At 72.7% G+C, this 17,845-nt stretch carries 16 protein-coding genes; 9 read left to right on the plus strand and 7 right to left on the minus strand.

What is annotated here, in order from left to right; all coding sequences use genetic code 11:
- Positions 1–10 precede the first annotated feature (10 nt).
- Genes AB0B50_RS22480 through AB0B50_RS22500 form a run of 5 tightly spaced genes read right to left on the minus strand, consistent with a single transcriptional unit; the run spans position 11 to position 5,879 of the window.
- Entirely contained in the window at positions 11–673 is a 663-nt protein-coding gene (locus AB0B50_RS22480) for a DUF6182 family protein (RefSeq protein ID WP_362334549.1), read from the minus strand.
- Positions 670–1,299, minus strand: coding sequence for a hypothetical protein (locus AB0B50_RS22485; RefSeq protein ID WP_362334552.1), 630 nt, complete (start codon positions 1,297–1,299; stop codon positions 670–672). Before AB0B50_RS22485 ends, AB0B50_RS22480 begins: the two co-directional genes overlap by 4 nt.
- Before the next feature lie 43 nt (positions 1,300–1,342).
- Positions 1,343–2,227, minus strand: coding sequence for a hypothetical protein (locus AB0B50_RS22490; protein WP_362334555.1), 885 nt, complete (start codon positions 2,225–2,227; stop codon positions 1,343–1,345).
- Complete coding sequence (locus AB0B50_RS22495; protein ID WP_362334558.1) at positions 2,224–5,022, minus strand: PEP/pyruvate-binding domain-containing protein; 2,799 nt, start codon at positions 5,020–5,022, stop codon at positions 2,224–2,226. The genes AB0B50_RS22490 and AB0B50_RS22495 overlap by 4 nt, the downstream gene beginning before the upstream one ends.
- Positions 5,019–5,879: an AfsA-related hotdog domain-containing protein gene (locus AB0B50_RS22500; RefSeq protein WP_362334561.1), complete on the minus strand. Its 861-nt coding sequence runs from the start codon at positions 5,877–5,879 to the stop codon at positions 5,019–5,021. The genes AB0B50_RS22495 and AB0B50_RS22500 overlap by 4 nt, the downstream gene beginning before the upstream one ends.
- A gap of 738 nt (positions 5,880–6,617) precedes the next feature.
- Here AB0B50_RS22500 and AB0B50_RS22505 point away from each other — a divergent pair.
- The 9 genes from AB0B50_RS22505 (at position 6,618) to AB0B50_RS22545 (ending at position 15,596) form a co-directional block, all read left to right on the plus strand.
- On the plus strand, positions 6,618–7,274 hold the full coding sequence (locus AB0B50_RS22505; RefSeq protein ID WP_362334564.1) for a TetR/AcrR family transcriptional regulator: 657 nt from the start codon (positions 6,618–6,620) through the stop codon (positions 7,272–7,274).
- 109 nt (positions 7,275–7,383) lie between these two features.
- Entirely contained in the window at positions 7,384–7,899 is a 516-nt protein-coding gene (locus AB0B50_RS22510) for a hypothetical protein (RefSeq protein ID WP_362334567.1), read from the plus strand.
- Positions 7,896–8,504 carry a TIGR03086 family metal-binding protein gene (locus AB0B50_RS22515; RefSeq protein WP_362334570.1) on the plus strand — a complete coding sequence of 203 codons (609 nt, stop codon included), beginning with the start codon at positions 7,896–7,898 and terminating at the stop codon, positions 8,502–8,504. Before AB0B50_RS22510 ends, AB0B50_RS22515 begins: the two co-directional genes overlap by 4 nt.
- A 66-nt stretch (positions 8,505–8,570) precedes the next feature.
- Complete coding sequence (locus tag AB0B50_RS22520; RefSeq protein ID WP_362334573.1) at positions 8,571–9,338, plus strand: DUF4142 domain-containing protein; 768 nt, start codon at positions 8,571–8,573, stop codon at positions 9,336–9,338.
- Between the two features lie 87 nt (positions 9,339–9,425).
- Positions 9,426–10,829, plus strand: coding sequence for a DUF692 domain-containing protein (locus AB0B50_RS22525; protein WP_362334576.1), 1,404 nt, complete (start codon positions 9,426–9,428; stop codon positions 10,827–10,829).
- A 4-nt stretch (positions 10,830–10,833) separates the two neighbouring features.
- On the plus strand, positions 10,834–11,970 hold the full coding sequence (locus AB0B50_RS22530; protein WP_362334579.1) for a TIGR04222 domain-containing membrane protein: 1,137 nt from the start codon (positions 10,834–10,836) through the stop codon (positions 11,968–11,970).
- Positions 11,971–12,112: 142 nt separating this feature from the next.
- Complete coding sequence (locus AB0B50_RS22535) at positions 12,113–12,994, plus strand: DUF4142 domain-containing protein (RefSeq protein WP_362334582.1); 882 nt, start codon at positions 12,113–12,115, stop codon at positions 12,992–12,994.
- 115 nt (positions 12,995–13,109) lie between these two features.
- On the plus strand, positions 13,110–13,883 hold the full coding sequence (locus AB0B50_RS22540) for a TIGR04222 domain-containing membrane protein (RefSeq protein WP_362334585.1): 774 nt from the start codon (positions 13,110–13,112) through the stop codon (positions 13,881–13,883).
- A gap of 111 nt (positions 13,884–13,994) precedes the next feature.
- Complete coding sequence (locus AB0B50_RS22545; protein WP_362334588.1) at positions 13,995–15,596, plus strand: alpha/beta hydrolase; 1,602 nt, start codon at positions 13,995–13,997, stop codon at positions 15,594–15,596.
- Positions 15,597–15,630: 34 nt separating this feature from the next.
- Here the strand turns inward: AB0B50_RS22545 and hemQ are convergent, their stop codons facing one another.
- Together hemQ and hemG are read right to left on the minus strand one after the other, a co-directional pair.
- Positions 15,631–16,359 (minus strand): hydrogen peroxide-dependent heme synthase, encoded by a 729-nt coding sequence (hemQ, locus tag AB0B50_RS22550; protein ID WP_362334591.1) that lies wholly within the window; start codon positions 16,357–16,359, stop codon positions 15,631–15,633.
- 4 nt (positions 16,360–16,363) lie between these two features.
- The gene (gene hemG / locus AB0B50_RS22555) at positions 16,364–17,827 is read right to left on the minus strand and encodes a protoporphyrinogen oxidase (protein ID WP_362334594.1); all 1,464 of its coding nucleotides are present in this window, start codon (positions 17,825–17,827) and stop codon (positions 16,364–16,366) included.
- Between the last annotated feature and the right edge of the window lie 18 nt (positions 17,828–17,845).

The following is a 17,845-nucleotide window of genomic DNA, read 5'->3' on the forward strand; positions in this document are numbered from 1 at the left end:
CAAGGGCCGGTCAGGGGGCCAGGGAGGTGTACAGGCGAAGCTCGGGCGAGTCCTCGGCGGCGTAGTGCACGCGGGCGTAGCCGGGGTCGCCGTGCGCGTGCTCCGCGGCCAGGTCGGGCCGGTGCGTCAGCCGGAGCGGCTCGGTGGGGCCGAGGCGGCCGAGGAGTGTCGCTTCGGCGACGGTGTGGTGCAGATGGACGAGGTACTGAACCAGCGTCACATCGCGGGTGGCGAGCCGGAGTTCGCGCACGGCTCCGGTGCCGCGGCCCGGCACGTCGAGGGTGTCCGGGAGGTGCGGCAGCGATCCGCTCAGCGGCTTGAGCAGGCGGCCCACGCCCGGCAGGTGGTCCTTCGGATACGTGCCGAGCCAGGCGACCGAGCCGGACGGCGCCACGGCCCTGGCCGGGGTGCGGTCCGGCAGGTTCGCCGGGTTGCCGAACAGGAAGCGGGTGCGGGTCCACGAGCGCAGCCAGGTCCTGCCCTCCGCCTCGGTCAGGTCCGCCGCGAACGCGCGGGCGCCCTGCACCACGTCGACCACGTCCAGGCCGCGCAGCAGGACGAGGGCGGTGACGGGCGTGGTGTCCGTGGTGGACTCGGCCACCAGGCGGGCGCGCTCGTCGAAGAGGGCGGCGAGGCGGTCCTGGGTGCGGGCCGCCGCCAGGGCCGGTGTCATCGCACCCCCCGGGGTTCGAGCACGGCAAGGACCTGGTCGAGCACGACCTCCGGCGGCACATCGCCGTCGACGACCGTCAGCGGCAGCTCGGCGACCTCCTTGAGGAGGGTGCCGCGCAGCGCGTCCTGGAGTCCGGCGAACCCCTCGTGGGTCGGCTCCTGCCCGAAGTGCTCGAAGCAGTTGAGCCGTTCGCCCCCGAGGCTGCGCTCCCACGCCACGTCGGAGCTCACGTCCAGGTAGAGGACGCCGTCCGGCTGCGGGAACGACCGCCACTGTGCGAAGAGTTCGCTGTCCTCCAGGCCCAACAGGGCGCACTTGGAGAGCAGTTTGTAGTAGTACGAGTCGACGATGACCCGCTCCCGGTCCGCGGCCCGCGCCAGCTCGTCCCGCAGGTGGAGCACGATCGGGTGCAGCGCCGCGAGGACCATCTGGGGCGAGTAGCGCTCGCCGCGGTGGGCGAACGCCTCCCCCACCCAGTTCTCGCGGAGCAGGCGCACCATCGGGGCGGACTCCAGATAGCGGTCGTCGTAGGAGACGACGTGCCAGCCGTGTTCGGTGTGCAGCCGGGTCAGGACCGTCGACTTTCCGGAGAAGTCCGGCCCGAGCAGTGTCCAGAATCCGGTCAAGGCACTACCCCCTTCTGTTGCTTCTTACGGTTTCGGGGCTCTGTCACAGCGCGTTGACCAGGCCGATGGCCGCGAACGAGGAGAACGACAGCAGCAGGAACAGCACGGCGAGGCCCAACGGCCAGCGGGGCGCGCCCCGGTGGAAGCGGACCGCCGCGAGGACGGGCACGGGCAGCGGGACGAGCACCAGCCAGCCGGCCGCCTGGCCGGGCGACCACGGCCGCAGCGCCGCGACCTGCAGCGCGGCCGCGGCGAACGCGCACCCCAGCGCGGTCCACCGGGTCGCCCTGACGCCCAGCGTGTGCACGTAGGTGCGCATGTGCGGGGCCGGGTCGCGCACGAGCCTGCGCGCGAACTCCAGGTGCGCGAGCAGCAGGACGAACCCGAGGGCGACGACCAGGTCCAGCGGTCCTGGCGCGTTGTCCCGCCCGTGCGCGGTGCCCAGGTAGACGTAACCGCACATGAGCAATTGGTGCGGGATGTTGACCAGGAGCCCGGCCAGGAGCCGCTCCGGCCTGGGCCACTCCCAGCGCCACTCGATGAACAGCACGACGCAGACGTACGCGCAGACCGCGCCGTAGGCGGCCGCGGGCAGGCCGCGCGGCACGTTGACGAGCACCAGCACGGCCATGCCGGCGAAGAACAGCGTCATCAGGTCGCCGACCCGCACCGCGCCGGTGACCAGGGCCCGGCCCGGGTTCTGCACCCGGTCGTAGTCGAGGTCGCGTACGTCGTCCACGGCGCGGAACAGCAGGAGGTTGACGGCGATGGTCACCGCCGTCACGGCGAGGCCGGGCGCCGACGCGATCCCCTCCGTGCGGTGGACCGCCTGGTAGACGAAGGTCAGGCCGTAGGACCAGCCGAGGCCGAGGACCGCGTAGAACCAGAGGGGGTACGTCAACGCGTACTTGACGAGCCGGGTGATCACGAGGCGTCCACGGCTCCGGGCTCGGCGTCGGACACGGCGTCGGACACGGCAGCTTCGGGCTCGGGCTCGGCGTTGGGCTCGGGCTCGTCGAGCACCGTGATGGTGCCCCGGTCGCCGTCGACCTCGATCCAGGCGCCGTCGGGGACGCTGTCCACCACCCCGCGCACCGCGACCACCGTGGGCACGCCGAAGATGCGGCCGGTGATGGCCATGTGGGAGAGCACGGTGCCCCGTTCGGCGACCAGGCCCTTGGCCACCAGCATGAGGACGAGCCAGCCCGGGTCGGTCTCCCTGGCCACCAGGATCTTGCCCCGGCACGACTCGGGGTCGATGTCGGGGTCGGTGACCACGCGGGCCCTGCCGCGGACCACGCCGCCGCTGGAGGCCAGGCCGGTCAGCGTGGACGCGGTGGCGCCGCGGTTGGTGCCCGCCGAGGCGAGCGCCACGCTCAGCGGCACGTCCGCGTCGGTGGCGAACACGTTCGGCGGGTCCGCGCGCTCGGTCGCCTTCTGCCTGGTGGCGGCGCGCACGCGGGCCAGCTCGCGCAGTTCACCGCCCGCCCTGCCGCCCTCGTAGGCGCCGAGGACCTCCTCGATCGTGAGGTCGTACACCTCGGACACGTCGTCCAACTGGCCCGCGTCGACGAGGTGTTGGGCCAACGCGTTGACCATCCTGCGGGATGCGCCGAACAGTTCGGTGCGGCAGAAGCGCGCGTTCTCCCGGATGAGCAGGTTGCGGCGCAGGGACCAGAAGAGCACGCGCAGTGCGGCGCGGCGTGCGGGGTCGGCGATGTGGGCCCGCAGTTCGTCCTCGGCCTCCTGTCGCGCCCTGCGCTCCTCCTCGATGCTGTTCTCGACCGTGCGCCCGATGGAGATCAGCGGCCGCAGCTGGTCGATGAGCAGGTGCGGGGCGTTCGCGACGACCGTGGACTCGAACTTGAGGTCGTGCAGACCGCGGTCGCCGTACCGCTTCACGTGCGCCTGCGCGAGGTCGGCGAGCTCGGTGCCGAACGCGCCGTCCGCCAGGCGGCTCCAGACCTCGGCCGAGTCCTTGCCGCCCCGGACGCTCTCGTTGGCCTCCGGGTGGGCGGCGACGGCCTCGGCGACCGTCAGGAGGGAACGCAGCGCGAGGACCGAGCGGTTGACCGGGCCGTCGCACAGCATGCCGTTGAGCGCGCCGCGGTCCGCCTGCGGGGCCCAGCGCTTCATCAGCCGCTCGGCCAGGTCGAGTTCGGCGATGACGTGGGAGTTGGTGACGAGCGTGCCACCCCAGCGCAGGGCGACGTCCGCCCACAGCTCGCGGTAGTCCTCGACGATCTCGCCCGCCGACTGCGTCCTCGGGTCCGGCAGCGCGTCGCGCCGCTCGTCCCACCAGCCGAAGAAACGGCGCATGCGTACGGGGGCCATGGCGCGCCGGGCACCGGCGGCCGGGATCTCGCGGGCCCGCATCGCGAGGCGCTTGAGCCGTCCAGGCGCCTCCACGGTGACGGACGAGCCGACCGTCACCACGGCCTTCTCCCACTGCCGCTTGATGGAGGCGAAGGCCCGCATCTGGCTGTGCAGTCGGTACCAGGACTCCAGGCGCATGTAGACGCGGCCGTCCAAGTAGCCGATCATGCGCCGCAGTTCGTAGCGGTGGCGCCGGAGGGTCTGCTCGCTGACGCCCATGCGCCGGTACAGCTCCTCGAAGCCGACCGCGTAGAGCTCGCAGGCCACGGAGTACGTCAGCGTGGAGGTGAACCCGGCGAAGCTCTCGGAGATGTTGCCGTTGCTCCAGTGCAGCTCGCGCGCGACGGAGCCGGAAGCGCCCGCGGCGGACGCAGCGGTCGCGGCCGCGATGGCCGCGGGGCGCGCCTGGACGAGGTGGATCTCGCCGTCCTCGGTGATCGCCCCCTCGATGTCCTGGGGCAGGCCGAAGTGCTCCTCCAGGGAGACGGCCAGCTCCGCGACGCGGCGCGCGGTGGCGTCGTCGAGGACCGGGCGGTCCGCCAGGGCGTCGGGCACCTCGTCGACGGTCGTCCCGCCGACCGTGTCGGGCACGACGCGGCGCTTCTTGTGGACGAGCTGCGACTCGACCGCCCCCGTCGAGCGGTGCACGGAGAAGTGGTCGACGTCCGCCTGCTCCTGCACGACGCCTTCGCCGAGGCCGTAGGCGGCGGCGACCAGGGACTGCTCGCCCGCGTGCGGGCCGCGCGGGTCGCGACTGAACGCCACGAAGGACCGGGCGGCGGGCACCAGACGCTGGAGTCCCACGGCCATCCGCGTGACGGTGGGGTCGCCGCCGCGCGTGGCCCGGTACAGCACGCCCTCGGCGGTGAAGGCCGACGCCCAGCACTCGACGACCCGCTGCAGCAGTTCCTCGCGGCCGACCGCGAGGAAGCTGCGCCCGAGACCGGCGAAGGGATCGTCGGCGGAGTCCTCGCCGCCCTCCTCGTCGTCGGCGGCGGGCACGGCGCAGGAACGGACCGCGACGGTGCCGGTTTCCCCGGCGAGGCGGTCGAACTCGCGCAGCAGTTCCGCGGCGAGTCCTTCCGGGGCGCCGGCGCGCAGCACCGCGTCGGTGGCCAGTTTGGACCAGTGGGCGAGCTCGTCGGGGCCGCTGTCCGGGGCGAGTTCGGGGAAGTCCGCCGCGGCGGACTCCCGCATCCTGTCGAAGGCCGACACCGGCAGACAGACGAACTCCGGTACGCGGTGGCCCGCGGCGCGCAGCTGTGCCTGGCGCGCGAACTTGTGGCCCACCAGCAGCGGATCGGATGCCTCGGCCGCGGTGTCGGGGAAGGTCGCTCCCTGCGTCATATCGCACGCTCCTCGACGTGTCGCCTGCGGAATCGAATGGTCTGGTACTGACGCGGGTTCACGATCATCGTGTCGAAGCGCGCGCTGCCGACCTCCTCGTCGAGGTCGTCGCCCGACGAGCGGAACAGCCGCGCCGTGAGCGGATACCGACGGCCGTCGACGGGCTTGCGCACCCATTCCATGGACACTTCGCCAGGTGCGAGCCCCAGCGGGATGTCCACCTCGAGCGCGCACAGGATGAACTTGTCGCCGATCGGCCGCTCATAGCCCGCATGTCCGATCAGGGTCACGAACTGCCGTGCCGACTCGATGAGTTCGACCAGGGGGCGGGTGCGCAGCGGATGTCCGACGGGCGGCCGCTGCGCCCGTGCGAAGAGCCGGTCGTCGGCCCACCAGGCCGCGCCGAGCAGGGCGTTCTCGGGCCGTTCGCGGTGGGCCAGCTCGGCCGCCGCGAGACCCTCACCGCGCTGTTCGGGTGCGGCGGGGACGAAGCGCTCCGCCGACTTGTGGTGCAGCACGGCCGTTCCGCTGACCGCCGTGGACGTGCCGACGGTGGCGGCCAGTTCCCAGGCCGGCTCCTCCTCGGTCCCGGCGGCCGACGGCGAGACCGACACCGTGATGTCGTCGTCCGGTTCACAGAACTTGGCGAAGTCCAGCGACACCTTGATGCGCCCGTCGGGCCGCGGTTCCGCGCTCTGGGTGCGGATCAGGTCGAGGAGCCCCGCGATGACCAGGATGCCGGGAACGTGGTCGAGGGCGTGGTCGAAGAAGAACGGGTCCTCCTTGTCCACCACAAGGCGTGCCGTCGCCCCCGTCGAACCCCGGGACCACTCCCTCAGAATGGCTTTCTCTTTCATACGCCGCCTTTTCGGTTGTCTGCCGCTCAGGGCAGGGCCCAGCCTCGGGCCTGATGGTTTTACGGGAACGCGGCAGTATTTCGACGGCCTCCGCTGCGATGGTCTGGCGGGACTAATCGCGCGTGACAGGACCGGTGCCACGTAGGGGATGCGCCACGCGGGGATGCGCCACGCAGGGGATGCGCCACATACGGGATGAGTATTCGCGCTCAAAGCCACCGAAATGCGCGGACACTTTGGCAAGTGCGGGCGCGGCGGCGAGCGCGGAAATCGACCGCGGTCATGGTCGCGGCGGTCGTAGTAATCCCTCTGAGCGCTCGGCAGCGAGTGACTGACCACAGGGAAGGGTCAGTTGGGGAAGATCACGAACTCTTGACGGAACCTTTTCGAAGGGTTGCCATAAGGACAGCTGCCCGAAGGTGACGATCCCCCGGTGAATGACGGACTGCCGCACGTTTCCGAACCCCCACACCCCGTCGAGCGTATCGACTGGTGCCCAGACGTGAAAAATCGATGAGCCGGGTACGGATTGGCATCCCCCGTGCCCGCCGGACCTCCAGAGCCTAAGAGTTTCGGACAACTAGCGTCAACCATTGATCACTTGTTGTCATGGCTTGAGCATGGCGCACGCCGAGGCGTATGCGGAAGCAGTCATTCATTTCCCATCGGCCCGCAACTACCGGTACCGGAGCGGGGATACGGGCAGGGGATAATGCGGTGAGAGCGGAGGCCACCCACATGACATCGCACACGCACGCGGGACGACTCGACGGGCGCGTCGAGCGCGGGAACCAGACCCGACGCCTCGTGCTGCGCCGCACCGTCGACATCGCTTCGGTCGAAGGGCTCGACGCCCTCTCCCTCGGCCGCATCGCCACCGAGCTGAAGCTCAGCAAGAGCGGGGTCTTCGCGCTCTTCGGATCGAAGGAGGAGCTGCAGCTCGCGACCATCAGGGCCGCGGGCCGCATCTTCCTCGACGCGGTGGTGGAGCCCTCCCGGCAGGACCCGCCCGGCATCGGGCGGGTGTGGCGGCTGTGCGCGGGCTGGCTGACGTACTCCGAGGAGCGCGTCTTCCCCGGCGGCTGCTTCTTCCACGGAGTGATCGCCGAGTACGACGCCCGCGAGGGCGCGGTGCACGACGCGCTGGTGCGTGCCGACCGCGACTGGACGGCCCAGGTGGAGGGCTGCATCGCCGAGGCCCTGGCCGCGGGCGAGTTGCACGCGGACACGGACGTCCCGCAGCTCGCGTTCGAGCTCATCTCCTTCCTGGAGACGGCCAACGCGCACTCGGTCCTGCACGACGAGCCGCATGCCTACCGCAAGGCGGGGACAGCCGTCACGAACCGGCTGCGCGCCGCGGCGAGCGACCCCTCGCTGGTCCCGCGACTTCCCTGACCCGCTCCCCAACCGCTCTGGCCCGGCGCCCCTTTGGGCCTCCCGTACGGCCCGGGTCGGATGCGAGAAAGTATCAGCACGACCGTTCGTTTAGTTTTATGCTCGGCTCATGCCCTCATCGATCCTGCGTACGCGATGGCAGAGCGGACCGGCCGCGTTCCCTCCGGGCCCCGTCCTGATCAGCCTCACCGAGTTCACCGCCGACCACCACTCCCAGACCCTCCCGATCGCCCTCGCGGGGCTCCGTCTGCGCCGCCGTTGGCCCGCCACCCCCGGCGCCGTCGGCATGTGGCTGTGGGTCGACCCGCCGCGCAAACGCTCGGGGTCCGTCTCCGCGTGGGCGGACCGCGCCTCGCTGGGGGCCTTCGTCGGGCGCCCCGACCATCTGCGGACCGTCCGCGCGCACCAGGGGCGCGGCACGATGCGCGCCACCGTCTGGACGGCCGACCACCTGGATCCGGCGAGCGTCTGGGCGACCACCGAGGCCCTGCTCGCGGACCCGGCCCCCTGGCCGACCACCGTCGCGGACCGGCCGACTGCCGCCGAGGAAGCCGAAGAAGCCAAGGAGGCAGAGGAGGCCAAGGAAGCCAAGGAAATGGAAGCCAAGGAAGCGGGTACCTCATGACCGACCTCGTCGCCCTCGACCGCATCGCCGTCCAGGAGTCGCTCCGCGTCCTGTCCGCCGCCCGCGACGCGGCGGCCTTGGCGCGCCCGACCCCCTGCGCGGGCTGGTCCCTGCGCCGGCTCGTGGCACACATGGCCGCCCAGCACCACGGCTTCGCTGCGGCCGCGCGCGGAGTGGGCGCCGACCGGACGCACTGGATCGAGCACGACCTCGGCCGCGACCCGTTCGCACGGTACGAGGAGTCCGTGCGGCACGTCCTCGCCGCCTTCGCCGAAGTGGGCGTGACGGAACGGGGGTTCGACCTACCGCAGATCGGCGGGAGCTTCCCCGGACGCGTCGCCATCGGCTTCCACCTCGTCGACTACGTGGTGCACGCGTGGGACGTCGCGACCGCACTCGGCGTCCGCGTCGACCTCCCCGACGTCGTCGCCGATGCCGCGCTCGCCGTCGCGCGGCGCGTGCCCGCGGACCCCGAACTCCGGGGCCCCGGCGCCGCGTTCGCACCGGCCGTCGCCGCGCCGGTGGGCGCCTCGCCCCTGGACGAGACGCTGGCCCTCCTGGGGCGCACTCCCAGCCGGGACGCGTACGACGTCTCGCGCCCCTGAACATCCCACCCGTATCTTCCGTACTCCCCGGTATCACCGGCGACACGGAGCACCACGGGAGGCACCTTGCGGCGCGTCAACGGCACGGCTCTGATCATCGCGGCACTCGTCGCCACGCTGGGCGCGATCGCGTTCCCCGTGTGGTCGTACGCCGACCGCTCCGGCACCGGGCCCGCCGACCTGGCCGCCGGGTCCGTGGCCACCCAGTGGGGCCCGCTCTCGGCGGCCGACCGGGATCTGCTGGTGAAGGTGCGGCTCGCGGGACTGTGGGAGATACCGGCGGGCCAGCAGGCCGTCGAGCGCGCGCCGACCGAGGCCGTCAAGGAGGCGGGCGACCACCTCATCGTCGGCCACACCGACCTCGACCAGCGGGTCCGCACGGTCGCGGCGCAGCTCGGCGTGGAGCTGCCCAACCAGCCGACGGACCAGCAGCAGGGCTGGCTGAAGGAGTTGACCGAGGCGAGCGGCGATACGTACCAGAGGAAGTTCGCGAATCTGCTGCGCGTCTCGCACGGCAAGGTCTTCGCCGTGATCGCCCAGGTCCGCGACAGCACCCGCAACTCCCTGATCCGGCAGCTCGCCACGGACTCCAACCAGACCGTCCTCGACCACATCACGATGCTGGAGGCCACCGGACTCGTCGACTTCGACGACATCGCGAACGGCGCCGCGTCGACCGCGACGGCGAGCCCGACCGGGCCTCCCCCGCCGTCCGGGGCCAAGCCCGCCGAGCCGGTCCCCGCCGGGCCCAGCGGCCGCGTACCGACCACGTCCCGCCCCTCGCCCGCGCCGCCCGGACAGATCAACACGGACCGCCCGGAACCTCAAATGTAGCTCTGAACGTCTCTCTCCCAGGGTTCGCGCGCACCCGTCCCGGCCATGGTCATGGGGACGGGGAACGGGGGACGAAGGGGGAGCGACATGCAGCGTCTGGAAATGCGCCCGGGGACGGGGACCGGGACGGGACCGGGTGCACGCACAGAGGCACGTACGGATGCGGGTGCGCAGACGCGTACGGCTGCGCGTCTGGGCACCGGCATCGGCTGGCGGCCCGAGATCGCGGAGGCCGTGGAAGCGATGCCCGGCATCGACTGGGTCGAGGTCGTCGCGGAGAACGTCTGCCCGGGACACCTGCCCGACTCCCTGGTGCGGTTGCGCGAGCGCGGCGTGACCGTCGTGCCGCACGGCGTCTCTCTGGGCCTCGGCGGCGCGGACCGCCCCGCCGAGGGACGGCTCACCGCCCTCGCCGAGCGGGCCGTCGCCCTCGGCTCGCCCCTGGTGACCGAGCACATCGCGTTCGTGCGGGCCGGCGGCGCCCTCACCGCCACACAGCCGCTGGAGGCCGGGCACCTGCTGCCGGTGCCGCGCACCCGCGACGCGCTCGACGTGCTCTGCGAGAACGTCCGCATCGCACAGGACGCGCTGCCCGTGCCGCTCGCCGTGGAGAACATCGCGGCGCTGATCGCCTGGCCCGGCGAGGAGATGACGGAGGGTCAGTTCCTCTACGAACTGGCCGACCGCACGGGCGTACGTCTGCTCATCGACGTCGCCAACCTCCACACGAACCACGTCAACCGCGGCGAGGACCCGGCCAAGGCCCTGGACGAACTGCCGGTCGAGGCCATCGCGTACGTACACGTCGCGGGCGGCTTCGAGCGGGACGGCGTCTGGCACGACAGCCACGCACACCCGGTGCCCGAGCCCGTCCTCGCGATCCTCGCCGACCTCGCCTCGCGCATGTCCCCGCCCGGCGTCCTCCTGGAGCGGGACGAGAACTTCCCCGAACCGGCCGAGCTGGAGCGGGAGTTGGCGGCGATCCGTACGACGCTGAGCCGTACGACGCCGAAGACCTCGGGCGAGCCGCCCGCGGACGCCCCGGACGCCCGGCGCGAGGTCGCGCCCGCCTCCGACGCCGCCCGCCAGCGCACCGCGCTCGCCCAGACCGCCCTGCTCTCCTCGCTGGTCGCGGGCACCCCCGCGCCCCAGGGCTTCGACCACGCGCGCCTGAGGGTGCAGAGCCGCGCCCTGGCCGCCAAGCGGGCCGACGTCGTCGCCAAGGTCGCGCCCGAACTGCCCCGGATCCTGGGCGCGTCGTACCGCGCGGACTTCCTCACGTACGCGCAGGCCCGGCCCATGACCGGCGGCTACCGCCACGACGCGCTGGGCTTCGCCGAGCACCTGCTGCTCGCAGACCGCCCCGAGGACGCCGACGCCCGGCGGCAGTTGGGCCAGTGGTGGCAGGAGCGATCGGGTCCGGCGCCGCTGTCCCGGCGGCCCGCCGCCAGACTCCTGGACGCCACCCGCCGGGTCCTGCAGAGGCGGTGACACCATGATCGTCCTGAGCATGGTGTACACGGTCGTCGTCGCGCTGGCCGCCGCGGAGCTGATCCGGGGCGTGGCGGCCGCCCGCCGCACCCGGTCCCCGTACCAGCCGAGACCCCCGATGGACGCCGAGCACGGCGTGTTCGTCCGAGGCACCCTGGAGGCCGCCTTCCTCTCCGGCGGGCCCGCCCGCGCCGCCGACTCGCTGATCGCGGGCCTGCACGAGGACGGGCGCCTCGTCGTCGCGGGCCCCGGCGTCGTCGGCATCACCCGGCCCGCGGCAAGGAACGCCGGCGAGCAGGCGGTCATCGACGCCCACACGGCGGCGCCCAGCGGGGCACTGCACTGGCTGCGGACGGCCGTGATGCGCAGCGGGCCGGTACAGCAGACGGGCGAGGAGCTCGCGCGGCGGGGCCTCCTCGTGCGGCCCGGCCGTCAGCGCAAGTGGCGGCGCTGGGCCGGGGTGCAGTTCCTCCTGAGCCTCTTCGGGTTCATGGCGTGCGCCATGGTGATCCTGACGCACTACGCCAACTCCTATGCGGAGCCCGGCGGTCCCGACGCGGCGCTCGACGACATCCTCGTGATGGCGCCCGGCCTCGCCTTCGGCGTCACGAGCGGCCTGATCTGCCTCTCGGTCACCTCGAAGCAGCTCACCGTCGCGGGGCACTACGCCCTGCGCGAGTACGTCGCCGCCTCACCGCACATCACAGGCGCGGCGCACCTGGTGGCGACGCGCGGCCTCGCGGCGGCCCACCCCGACCTGCGGGCGCAGCTGATCGCCGCCGCCCGGATCCCGGTCCGGGCGGCGGCGCCCGCGGGCCCGCACCTCGTTCCCCACCAGGCCCCGGGCCTGTGGAACTCGGGCGGCGGGACGCCGCTCTGGTGCGGGGCGGGCAGCGGAGGCGGGGGCGGCGGATTCGCCTGCTCCGGCGGTGGCGGCGGCTCGGCGTGCTCCGGAGGCGGCGGCTCGGCGTGTTCGAGCGGCGGTGGCGGCGGCTCCTCGTGCGGCGGCGGAGGCGGCGGGGGCGGCTTCTCGTGCGGCGGCGGAGGCGGCGGGGGCGGCTTCTCGTGCGGCGGCGGAGGCGGCGGGGGCGGCTCCTCGTGCGGCGGAGGCGGTGGGGGCGGAGGCGGCGGTTCATTCTGAGCAGGCGGCCCTCCACCTTCTGAGGGCGCACGCCGCGCCCATCAACTCATTTTTCCGGTACGGCGGTTGACGTACTCCCCGCCATATCGGACCGCGCCCCCACCGAGGCGCACTAACGTGCGGTGCCGCAACAGGAGGCACCATGCGATCCCGAACCATCAACGGCACCGGCCTCATCGTCGCGGGGCTCGTCGCGACCCTGGCCGCGCTGATCTTCCCCCTCTGGTCCTACGACGACCGCTCGGGCACCACCCTCGCCAGACTCAACGCCGAGACGGTGTCGACCGACTTCGGGCCGCTGTCCGCCCTGGACCGGGACTTCATCACCAAGGTGCGCCTCGCGGGCCTGTGGGAGCTCCCGGCCGGACAGCAGGCCGAGGAGCGGGGCACCACCAAGGCCGTGCGGACCGCGGGCGAGCACCTCGTCGAGGGCCATACGTTCCTGGACGCACGCGTACGCGAGGTCGCGGCCCGGCTCGGCCTCGAACTGCCGAGCCAGCCCAACGACCAACAGCGTGACTGGCTCGCGGAGTTGAGCGGCGCGCGCGGGGAGGCGTACAACGAGAAGTTCGCGAACATCCTGCGCCGCGCCCATGGCAAGGTCTTCTCCGTCGTGGCCGAGGTGCGTGCCAACACCCGCAACACGCTGGTGCGCGAGCTGGCCGACGACGCGAACACCACCGTCCTCGACCACATCACGGTCCTGGAGGAGACCGGCCTCGTCGACTTCGACGGCCTCGCGCGGGACGCGGCGACGACCGGCCCCGCGGGCCCCGTGACCAGCTCCCCGCCCCCGCCGGGACCGACGGACTCCCCTGGCTCGGCCACACCCGTCACCCCGTCCCCCACGTTCCCGCTGCCCCCGGCCGCCTCCCGCGCGAAGCCCGCGGAGCCCGCGGAGCCCGCGGAGCCAGAACCGGAGGAGAAGAATTCAAAACCGGCCAAGAAGGAGCCGAAGACGCCCGAGAAGGCCGAGAAGGCCGAACCCGCCGAGAAGGCCGACAGGGCCGAGAAGAAGGGGTGACCCCAAGGCGACCCCAACTCCCGCCCAAAAAGCGGAACGTTACCTACCCGTCACTCCCCGTCCGCATAGTGAATATGCCGTGGCGCGAAGCCTCTCCTTCGCATAGAACACCGCCATGTTCTGGGTCCCCCTGCTCCTCCTCGCCTGGGCCGCGACCGGCCTGTCCTGCGGTCGGCTCTGCCTGGCCGCGAGCCGCGCCTCCGCACAGGAGAAGCCCGCGGTCCGCGGCCACGAGCTCACCCTCTACGAGGCCGCCTTCCTGTCCGGTGGCCCCTCCCGCGTCGCCGACGTGACGCTGGTCGCGATGGCCAGGGCGCGGCGGCTGCTGATCGCGCACACCGGCTGGGCCACCGTGGTCGACCCGGTGGGCAGGGACGACATGGAGCGCTCGGTGCTCGGCGCGATCGGCCCGGCGGGACAGTCGCGGATAGCCCCGATACGCCTTGGCGCGGCGGCCGCCGGCCCGGTGCGGGCTCTGGCCGACCGGCTCGTCGCGGCGGGCCTCGCCGTCCCGGAGGGTGCCGTCTCGGGGGTGGCCGGCGCGGTGCGGCAGGTGCGGGCCGCCACGGTGGCGGTCCTCGCGCTCGGCACCGTCGCGGTCCTCATGCCCTCGCAGGAACGCGCGACCGCGGGGCAGGTGCCGGTCGCGATCTGGTTCACGCTGCCGCTGCTGCTGTGCGTGGGCTGCCTCCTCATCGCGCGCGTCGAGGTCCACCCGTACACGCGGTGGGCATCCCCCGCGGGCCAGCGGCTCCTCGGCTCGCTCTCGGCCCGCGGCGACCACCTCACCGCCGTGGCCGTGCGCGGGGTCCGCGCCACGGGCGACCCCGAGCTGCGGGCCGCCTTCTCCCACCGCGGCCCCGGCGAAACGGCGCAACGGGGTCATTGAGCCGACACCGGCAGGCCGGTGCTTTACTTCGCCAAGTGCCGCACGAATCATCCCCTTTGTTCGATCACCACCCGGAAACGCACGGCCGGACATAAGGGGTAGACAAGCGCGATGAGAGCAGCAGCCGCCCGCTACGGAACCGCCGGATCCTTGGTCCTGACCGCCCTCGTCGCCGCCCCCGCGGGAAGTGCGAGCGGCGCCCCGCCCACCCCGGAGACACGCGGCACGGTCCTCGCCGCCCAGCGCGCCGAGGCCGCGGGGATCCGCTGGGGCGACTGCGCCAAGGCCGAGGACCTCCCCCCGTCCGTCCGGTGCGGCACGGTATCCGTGCCGCTCGACTACGCCCGGCCCGACGGCAAGCAGATCAAACTGACCGTCAGCCGCACCGAGGCGACGGGCAGGGCCGAGGGCAAGCCGGTCGCACACCAGGGCTCGGTGGTCTTCAACCCCGGCGGACCCGGCGCGTCCGGCATGTACTTCCCGATGGTGGGCGTCCTGCCCGAGTGGAAGCGCATCGCGGCGGCCTACGACCTGGTCGGCTACGCCCCGCGCGGCGTCGGCCGCTCGGCGCCGCTGTCCTGCCAGGACCCCAAGCAGTTCACCAAGGCGCCCACGCAGGCGCCGAGCCACCCCGACGCCTCGTACAAGCAGGAGCGCATCGCGCAGGCGAAGTCGTACGCGCGCGGGTGCGCGGCCCGCAACCCGGGCCTTCGGCACTACACGACGCTGAACAACGCGCGCGACCTGGACGTGCTGCGGGCGGCCCTCGGCGAGAAGCAGCTGACGTTCATGGGCGCCTCCTACGGCACCTACTTCGGGGCCGTCTACGCCACGCTCTTCCCCTCGCACGTGCGCCGCATGGTCTTCGACTCGGCGGTCAACCCCGACCCCTCACAGATCTGGTACGACAACAACCTCGACCAGTCGGTGGCGTTCGAGCGGCGCTGGGCGGACTTCCGCGCGTGGGTGGCCAAGCACGACAAGGCGTACCACCTGGGCACGACGCCCGAAGAGGTGCTCCGCAGCTACCAGAAGGTGCGCGCCGAGCTGGCCCACAAGCCCGCGGGCGGCACGGTCGGCCCCGGCCAGCTGCAGGCCGCGTACCTCAAGGCCGGGTACTACGACGACTACTGGCCGATGCGTGCGACGGCGCTCGCCGAGTATCTGAAGGGCAACCCGAAGCCGCTGATCGAGCAGGCCGCGCCCGAGCCGCAGGCGGCCGCCGAGGAGGAGAACGGCAACGCCGTCTACACGGCCGTCGAGTGCAACGACGCTCCGTGGCCGACGGACTTCAAGACGTGGGACCGCGACAACTCGCGCCTCGCGCGCGTGGCGCCCTTCGAGACCTGGGACAACGCCTGGATGAACCTGCCGTGCGCCTACTGGCCCGCGCCCCGGCAGCGGCCGCTCGACGTGGGCACGGCGAAGGGCGCGCTGCCGCCGACGCTGATCCTGGCCGCCGAGCGTGACGCCGCGACGCCGTACGAGGGCGCGCAGGAGCTCAACCGCAGGCTGCCGGGCTCGGTCCTCGTGACCGAACAGGGCGCGGGCACGCACGGCATCGGCGGCGGCGCCAACCAGTGCATCAACGGGCACCTGGACGCGTATCTCCTGGAGGGCCGCCTCCCGGTACGACGCGCGGCATGCGCGCCGCACCGGGAGCCGGAGCCGCTGGCGGGCAAGCGGGCGGCGGAGCTTCCCAAGGAGCTCTGACGCCGCCGGCCCCTGGGCGTTCCCTTGGGAACGCCTAGGCCAGGCCCTCCACGAGCTCCGCCACCGACTTACGGCGGCCGGTGTAGAACGGCACCTCTTCGCGTACGTGCATACGGGCCTCGGAGGCGCGCAGGTGACGCATGAGGTCGACGATGCGGTACAGCTCGTCGGCCTCGAAGGCGAGCAGCCACTCGTAGTCGCCGAGCGAGAACGAGGCGACCGTGTTGGCCCGCACGTCCGGGAAGCCACGCGCCATCTTGCCGTGGTCGGCGAGCATGCGACGGCGGTCCTCGTCGGGCAGCAGGTACCAGTCGTAGGAGCGCACGAAGGGGTAGACGCTGACGTAGTTGCGCGGCGTCTCGTCGGCCAGGAAGGCCGGGATGTGCGACTTGTTGAACTCGGCGGGGCGGTGCAGCGCCATGTTCGACCAGACCGGCTCCAGGGCGCGGCCCAGCTTGGTGCGGCGGAAGAGGTTGTAAGCCTCCTGCAGCTCGTCGGCGGTCTCGGCGTGCCACCAGATCATGACGTCGGCGTCGGCGCGCAGGCCCGAGACGTCGTAGGTGCCGCGGATGGTGATGTCCTTGGCGGCGAGCTGGTCGAACAGGGCCTGGACCTCGTCGGCGTAGCCTGCGCGGACCGTACCGTCATCGGGCAGCACGTCGCGCAGCTTGAAGACGGACCACAGCGTGTAGCGGATGACCTCGTTGAGGTCCTTGGCCTTCTTGCCGGCGTTGGGGGTCTTGGCGGGGGCGTCGTCACTCATGCGGCTATTCTCCTCCGCCGCCGTGCAGGCTCTGCACCGGGTTGCGGGTGAGCTCCTGCACACCGGTGAGGTCACCGGCCAGCTGGTCGACGGCGGCGTTGGCGCTCGCGACGCACGCGGGGATGCCGACGCCGTCGTACGCCGCTCCGCAGACCGCGAGGCCGGGCAGCTCGGCGACGTGGGCGCGGATGCGGGCCACGCGCGCGTGGTGGCCGACGGGGTACTGCGGGAGGCCGTTGTCCCAACGGGTGACGCGGGCAGCGACGGGCGTGGCGGTCAGGCCCGTGGCCTCGCGCAGGTCGCGTCGTGAGACGTCGACGATGTCGGCGTCGTCACGCTCCAGGACCTTCGTCTCGCCGTACCGCCCGACTGAGGTGCGCAGGACGAGCAGGTCAGGGTCCTGCCGGTCGATCCAGCCCCACTTGCGGCTGGCGAACGTGGACGCCTTGATGGTGTGCCCGTCGACGGGCGGCACGAGGAATCCGCTGCCTTCGGGGAGGTCGATCTCGTCGCGGCGGTACGCGAGGGTCGTCAGCGCCATCGAGGCGTACTCGACGGTGCGCAGTTCGGCGGCCGCGGCGGGCGACACGGTGTCCAGGAGGCGCGCGGCGGCGGGCGCGGGCAGGGCGACGACGACGGCATCGGCTTCGTAGAGGCCGCTTTCCGTGACCACGCGCCAGCCGTCGGCCGTCCGCAGCAACTCGGTGACCGGCGTGTTCGTGAGGATCTCGGCGCCACGCGCGCGTACCGACTCCGCGACGGCGAGCGGCAGCCGGCCGATGCCGCCGTCGATACCCATGAACACGGGCCCGCTCTGCTGATGGGCCGCGGCGCGGGCCTGGATGGCGCGGACGCCCTCGGTGAGGGAGTCGTGCGTGCGGGCGGCCTCGAAGAGCTGCGGGACGGCCGAGCGCATCGAGATGCGGTACGCGTCCCCGGCGTAGACCCCGCCGAGCAGCGGCTCCACGAGGCGGTCGACGACCTCGCGGCCGAGCCGGGCCGCCACGTACTCACCGAAGGCGACGTCGTCGCCCACCTCGGTCGGCGGCAGCTCGCGGTCCCGCTCGATGCGGTGCAGGCCCTCTTCGGAGAGGACGCCCGCGAGGGCGGACGCGTCGCCGGGCACGCCCATGACGTGGCCCTTGGGCATGGGGCGCAGGGCGCCGCGGGTCCAGATCGCGGCGGTGGCGGTGGCGGGCGGCTGCAGCCGGTCGGCGAGGCCCACCTCGCGGGCGAGCGCGACGGCCTCGGGGCGACGGGCGAGCATCGACTCGGCGCCGAGGTCGACGCCGACCCCGGCGATCTCGCCGGCGTGCAGCTTGCCGCCGAGCCGGTCGGAGGCCTCCAGGACGGTCACCCGCGTCCGCGGGTCGGTGGAGAGCAGCCGGTGCGCGGCGGCAAGGCCCGCGATCCCGCCTCCGATGACGACGGCGTGGCCGCTCCCCGTGGGTGTGTCCGTTTCGCGCATGGCCCCACTCTCTCAGAC

The organism is Streptomyces sp. NPDC041068 (genome assembly GCF_040647455.1).
Lineage (GTDB): Bacteria > Actinomycetota > Actinomycetes > Streptomycetales > Streptomycetaceae > Streptomyces.